The sequence below is a fragment of the Epibacterium ulvae genome (assembly GCF_018678075.1).
Classification (GTDB): Bacteria; Pseudomonadota; Alphaproteobacteria; order Rhodobacterales; family Rhodobacteraceae; genus Epibacterium; species Epibacterium ulvae_A.
Genome location: NZ_JAHHIR010000072.1, coordinates 1 through 5,764, shown reverse-complemented (window position 1 = coordinate 5,764; position 5,764 = coordinate 1). Strand labels below are relative to the sequence as shown.

6 protein-coding genes are annotated in these 5,764 nt (G+C 56.8%); 2 read left to right on the top strand and 4 right to left on the bottom strand.

Going from position 1 to position 5,764, the window contains the following annotated elements:
- Nucleotides 1-488: 488 nt before the first annotated feature.
- The 4 genes from KMP13_RS15685 to KMP13_RS15670 form a co-directional block, all read right to left on the bottom strand.
- A complete protein-coding gene (locus KMP13_RS15685; RefSeq protein ID WP_215266926.1) occupies nucleotides 489-1,532 on the bottom strand; it encodes a carbon-nitrogen hydrolase family protein in 1,044 nt (347 codons plus the stop codon).
- 98 nt (nucleotides 1,533-1,630) lie between these two features.
- Nucleotides 1,631-2,599: a LysR family transcriptional regulator gene (locus KMP13_RS15680; RefSeq protein WP_215266925.1), complete on the bottom strand. Its 969-nt coding sequence runs from the start codon at nucleotides 2,597-2,599 to the stop codon at nucleotides 1,631-1,633.
- Nucleotides 2,600-2,738: 139 nt separating this feature from the next.
- On the bottom strand, nucleotides 2,739-4,256 hold the full coding sequence (locus KMP13_RS15675) for a sodium:solute symporter family protein (protein WP_215266924.1): 1,518 nt from the start codon (nucleotides 4,254-4,256) through the stop codon (nucleotides 2,739-2,741).
- On the bottom strand, nucleotides 4,253-4,717 hold the full coding sequence (locus KMP13_RS15670) for a hypothetical protein (protein ID WP_215266923.1): 465 nt from the start codon (nucleotides 4,715-4,717) through the stop codon (nucleotides 4,253-4,255). The genes KMP13_RS15675 and KMP13_RS15670 overlap by 4 nt, the downstream gene beginning before the upstream one ends.
- A 313-nt stretch (nucleotides 4,718-5,030) precedes the next feature.
- On the opposite strand from KMP13_RS15670, the gene KMP13_RS15665 reads away from it, so the two are divergent.
- Complete coding sequence (locus KMP13_RS15665; RefSeq protein WP_215266922.1) at nucleotides 5,031-5,192, top strand: CocE/NonD family hydrolase C-terminal non-catalytic domain-containing protein; 162 nt, start codon at nucleotides 5,031-5,033, stop codon at nucleotides 5,190-5,192.
- Nucleotides 5,193-5,207: 15 nt separating this feature from the next.
- The gene (locus KMP13_RS15660; RefSeq protein ID WP_215266921.1) at nucleotides 5,208-5,684 is read left to right on the top strand and encodes a hypothetical protein; all 477 of its coding nucleotides are present in this window, start codon (nucleotides 5,208-5,210) and stop codon (nucleotides 5,682-5,684) included.
- Nucleotides 5,685-5,764: the final 80 nt, after the last annotated feature.

Below are 5,764 nucleotides of genomic sequence, written 5' to 3'. Positions count from 1 at the left end.
GAAGGCAAAGGAAGGCAGGAGGAGGGCAGGGACACAGCAGTCCGCAAAGCAGAATGGGACTTGGTTCGCGGACCCCATCAGGGCCAGCGGTCATGTGCATCGCGTCAACAGGCCGGACACAAGACTGCTTCTGACCAAAGAGCAAATCACATCAGAAATGTCTTGCTATGCAGGAGCCATCCACACAAGACTTTCGAAACGAAAACTTTGTTCACCGCTACCTCCCCGTAACGTGAAAACGATCACTTATGGCATTCTAGAATACTAGTAGTTCAAATAGTCGCATCGAAAAAGTTTTGGGTCGGCTTTTCTCAGCTGTTCTGGTGGGTTGAGGATTGCTTTCAAAAAGTCGCGCAACATATTCGGCTGGGACGACGCCCCATCTGTTGGTGGCAGACGAATCAGTTTCGGGACGTCACAATCCACGGCCCGCTGGGTCAAAGGAGTTACGCTGCTGTGTCAGGTTTTCCGGAAAACGTTGCGCAGGCTCACGACACAAGGTCTGCGCGTGGTTCATTGTCCGGCGTCTCGCTTAGCGCATCCGTCGCTGTTGGAGTACGCTCAGCGAAATTGATCGCAATGTCGCGGGCGCGTGTGACCTGCAGATTGAAGATGTCAAATCGGTTGTATCCGGCGGCGACATCGTGAAACCGTTTGGGTTCCAGACAGTGAGAGAGGTCTATGTCCGCATAGCCAATGCCTTCTTCAAGGATCTCGTCACCGATTTTCTGGCCCGTTGGGTCAACAAAGAAACTGGGCGCGCGGGAGCACGCATCCAACAGCGCGATCAAATCGGGGTCATCGTCCGCGACAAGCGCGGTTGCCTGCGCATCAAATGGACAAGCGACGACAATGCCAAAACATTTGGCCTCGAAACAATGGCCGGCGGCGCGGATGTGGTTGGCGGCGCGGTTGTCGTAGTTGCCCTGCTCCTGCGGCGGGCGCGTGGGCCAAATGGGCGGATAGGTTGAGATATGCACCTGCTCCCCTTGGGCGATCAGGCTATAGCGCGACAGGGGATTGGTGTTCTCCCCACAGATCAAAGTGCCGACGCGCCCGATTGCGGTAGGTTTGACCGCAAGCCCCGCCCCATCCCCACCACTCCAGACGATTTTTTCAAAGAAGGTGGGCACAAGTTTGCGGTGATGATTGATCACCTGACCGGTCTTGTCGATCAGCAGATTACTGTTCCACAGACTGCCCACCGAGGCGGGGTTGCGTTCGGAAATACCCAGCGACACCATAATCTGGTGCTGCGCGGCCGCGCGGCGAATTAGCCCGACCTCTGGCCCGTCCGCATAGACCGAGGCTTCGACATATTTGGCAAAATGCGCATGGGTTTTGATGGGTGCGTGAATGGCCGCCCAAATTGGAAAACCCGGCAGGAAGGCTTCGGAGAACGCGACAATATCTGCGCCAGCCCGGGCCGCTTCTGCGATGGCGGAAATCGCCTTTTCTGCGCTGGCCTGCGGGTCCTGGTAGACAGGGGCGATATGGGCCGCGGCCGCTTTAAACTGGTGAGTGTCAAACATGCGTGTGTCTCCGTTCTTTGCGACAACTGTCCGCCAAAGGAAAAGGGAACCCAATGTTCATTTGTGGACGCCGCCGTGCCGAAATCATCGGCCAAAGATCACGCAGGCTGGGTCTCGATGGCCGCAGTTTTTGCAGATGGCGCAAGATCGGTGCGTGGCCCCATCAGATAAGCAGCGTCTTCTTCAAAAAGACGCGCGAAATAACTGCGCAGGGCCACGATATGGCGCGAATGACGCAGGTCCTGGTGCACGGTCATCCACAGGTTCCGCTTGGCCTTGAGTTCGGGCAGAACCGGAACCAGGACTTCCTGATCTGCCAAGGCAAAATGCGGCAGGGCGACAATGCCCAGACCACCGCGTGCGGCGGCACGTTGGGCAATCATACTATTGCTCCAAAACACTATGCGCGGCGTGTTGACCAGTTCTTCCAGCCAGCGCACCGCGTCCAGTTCAACAAATTGGTCAAGATAGCCCACGTAAGAATGATCTTTGAGGTCGGCCACAGACTGCGGCATCCCATGGGTGTCTATATACTGCTGTGATGCATAGAGACCGATGCCAAAAGCGCCGATCTTTTGGGTTGCCATCTTGTCACCCTGCGGGCGGAAGAAACTGAGGAACATATCCGCCTCGCGGTGGCTGATGTGCACCTGACGCGAGGTTGTCAGCAACTCGAGCCGGATGCCGGGGTAGCTTGCCTGGAAATTCGCCAATCGCGACGACAGATAGAGTGAGGCGATGCCCTCCATCGTTGCAAAGCGGATGACACCGCTGGTGTCCCCGTCTCCGGTCAAATCACTGCGCAGGTTGTTGATCCCGGCCACGACCTCTTCTGCGCGGCGCAACACCGTGCGGCCAAATGTGGTCAGCACCAACCCATCGCGATTGCGTTCAAACAAGGCGGTGCCAAGCGTGTATTCCAACCGGGACAGGCGGCGCGACACGGTCGAGTGGCTGATGCAGAGGTCCTTGGACGCAGCCGAAACGCTTTGGCATCTAACAGATGTCAAAAACACTTTGAGATCATCCCAATCCAGTTTTGCAAGCGGGTCAGCTGGTTCAGCCATCTGCGGCCTCATTTGTCCTAGGCCTCATCTAAGACGCGAAAGCAAAACCGAAACAAGCCGCAGCGGCGTTCAATCGGGAAGCGACCCGCAGAGGGCTCTGCGGGTCGCTGCTTTTTCATGCGAATGGGTGGGTCTTGACCTAGGCGTTGGCGGCTTGCGCGGCCTGAACCTGGGCCTCGGCCGTTTCAGGGAACTGTGGAGCCATGTCATCCTGGAACGCCTGACGACGTTCCGCATCGACCGGATCATCCTTGGCGAGGGAGATGCCAAAGAAGGCGATGGCGCTGACCAACAGCCCCCACAACGGTGGGCCCACGATCCCGGGATTTGGCAGCAGGTTAAACTGCATCGCAATCATGACGCCCCAGCTGAGCAGCATGGCCCAGAACACAGCCGGTTCGGACGCGCGCGCCCAGAACAATGCGCCCAAAAGCGGCAGCAACAGGGTCAACGCCATACCCACTCCGATAGAGGCCAAAGGCGCGATCAACTGGCGCCCCGACGGGGAGAAGGCAAAGGCCACAAGCGCCAGAACAAAGGCAATTTCAAACACGCGAGCCAGCTGCATGGCTTTGCGGGGTTCGACCGAGGCCACGCTGGGCAAAAGGTCCTGAATGAAACTGGACGTGGCCGAGATCAACTGGCTGTCCAGGGTCGACATGCCAGCCGCAAAGACCGCGATAACCAGAACCGCGCCCATGGCAGGCAAGAACTGCGCATATAATTCAGGCACCAGCGCATCGGATGTGATCCCTTCGGGCAGCGCAAAATCCATACCCAACGCCATCATCCCAATAACCGCACCGGTAAAGGTGACAACAAACAGCGCCAGAAACGAGGTGATTGCCGCGCCTTTGACCAGGGTCTGCGGGCTGTCGGCCATATAAAGGCGCTGCCACAAATGCGGCGTAAGGATCCAGCCAAAGGTGAACAATGTCATCACAGTGATGTACCGCCCAGCGCCACCTTCAAAGGCAAAATGCTCTGGTTTGGTTTGTGTGGCTGCCGCCCAACCCTGCTCCCATCCGCCGGACCAGCGAATGACCAACAGCATGGTCACGATCAAAAGTGCGGCAAAAGCAAAACCTTGGATGACGTCCGTCCACACAACCGCGCGGCTGCCGCCAACAAAGGAATAGACACCGACACAGACCGCAATCAGCAAGACGCCGACATTAAACGCGATCAGCCCGCCGGAGATGGAGTTGAGCGCAGTTGCGATACCTGTGATCTGGATGGCTGAATAAGGGAACAGGACCGCAATACAGATCAGCCCGGTCAGCACTCGGATACGTCGACTGTTGTTGTAATACGCCGACAGAAGGTCCGCCGGGGTGATGAAGTCAAACTTTTTGCCCAAGGCCCAGATGCGCGGCCCAATGACCATCACAAGGATCGGTCCCATCGCATTGAAGAAACCAAACAGCAGCCAGTTGACCCCGTTCTTGTAAAAGAACCCCGGCCCGCCGAGAAAGGCAAAGGTGGAAAACCAGGTGGCAAACATGGTGCCAACTAGCATCGCAGTATTGGCGCTGCGCCCCATGAGGAACCAATCCTCCGGGTCGTCGTGTTTGTTCATCTGATAGGCACGATAGGCAATATAGAACATCAGGACTAGATAGAGCCCAATGCCCAGCAGTGTGAGGGCGGTGATCATTGCGCCTCTCCTTTCGAGGAGTCTTTTTGAGCAAACTCACCGCACATTGCGACCCAGGCTCTGCCGCGCGTCAGGTAGTAGGCCACTCCCAAAATGCAATTGAGCGAAAACACCCCGTAGCAATAAACCACGGTGATCGGCATGCTCATGAGCCCAACGTCCGCGCTGTTGCCGAGGATGTTGTAAACCGGCAAAAGCGCGAGAACCACATTCAGCGTGCCCCAGAGGAAAAAGAAACGCCCCATCGGAGTGCGTGGAAATATCCCCAGCGCGGGGCCATAGGCGCTGTCGGTGCTTTGCACGGATTGATCATTTGTGGGTGTCGCAAGTGACATGGTCGTCATTTCAGGACCTCCTGTTGGAAAAGCTGTTTTATTTTGTTTTCGGTTTTTCTTAAAAGCGAACGTCTGTCGGGCGCGTTCGGCTCTCGTCCTTAGCGTGACACAGCTTTCCTCGGGCATCGCTTCTTTTTCTGCACAGCCCTGTGCAAATACCGGAGAGCGACCGTGAGACGTGGTTTTATGGCGCGGAAATCGGCCGATGGCGCCCGCATCGGTCGCCTGATGCAGCGGCGCGTCCTATTTGCGCCGGATCATGTATTCTGCACCTGTGAGGAGCACACAAAATGACTTGTTTTCATGCAGATCTTTGTGACCGGCCCCTTTTCAGCAGGGCCTGCAAACATGTCCAACAGAACAATGCTCGACACGTAAAAGACCCCAGCACCCTGTTACAGTCCCCGATCACAGGGGCCGAACTTCGGGGGCCTATGGTTTGCTCAATCTGCGTTACAGGGACGGGTTTGACGTGGATCGCCCATTGGAGCCGGGTCGCATGTATGATGTGGCTATTGATCTGGACCAAACAGCTTATGTAGTGCCTGCTGGCCACCGGTTGCATTTGGCCGTCTCCCCGTCCTACTGGCCGTTCATCTGACCGGAACGCGGGGCTGTGACACTCACTTTGTCCGGTGGCGCACTTAACTTTCCAGTTTTTCCGCAGGGCGCAGGGTCCGACTGTCATTTTGCCGCGCCCACGGGCACGGATTGTGAGATCACCCGGACCGTACGTGTGGCGTCCGAACAAAAGACGCTTACCACCGACCACGGCAGGGATCAGCTGACCATTTATGGCGATCATGGTGAGATCGAATTTCTGGACCATGGGCTGCGCGTTGCAAGTAAGATGAAAGAGGTCTGGTCCATCGCGCATGATGATGTCACCTCGGCGCAGGCTGAACTGCACTGGGACCGCTCCATGTCCCGCGGCGAGTTTTCTGCCTCCACCCGTGTGAGCACCACAATGCACTGCGATGAACACGCTTTCCATATCACCGCGCATCTAAAGGCTTATAAGGGTAAAGACTGTGTGTTTGAGCGGGTCTTTACCGACACCGTCAGCCGCGACCCTGTGAAAGAGCCCGATTAAAGAACCTGACCTGAGCCCCAAGTCTCCTCCGGTTTTGCGCGGAGTCCTTGAGGTTAAATCTTTGGCGTTAGGCCGCCAGC

Coding starts and splice junctions, on each gene's coding strand:
- KMP13_RS15670 (WP_215266923.1), bottom strand. CDS start 4,717: ATGCCCGAGGAAAGCTGTGTCACGCTAAGGACGAGAGCCGAACGCGCC.
- KMP13_RS15685 (WP_215266926.1), bottom strand. CDS start 1,532: ATGTTTGACACTCACCAGTTTAAAGCGGCCGCGGCCCATATCGCCCCT.
- KMP13_RS15675 (WP_215266924.1), bottom strand. CDS start 4,256: ATGATCACCGCCCTCACACTGCTGGGCATTGGGCTCTATCTAGTCCTG.
- KMP13_RS15680 (WP_215266925.1), bottom strand. CDS start 2,599: ATGGCTGAACCAGCTGACCCGCTTGCAAAACTGGATTGGGATGATCTC.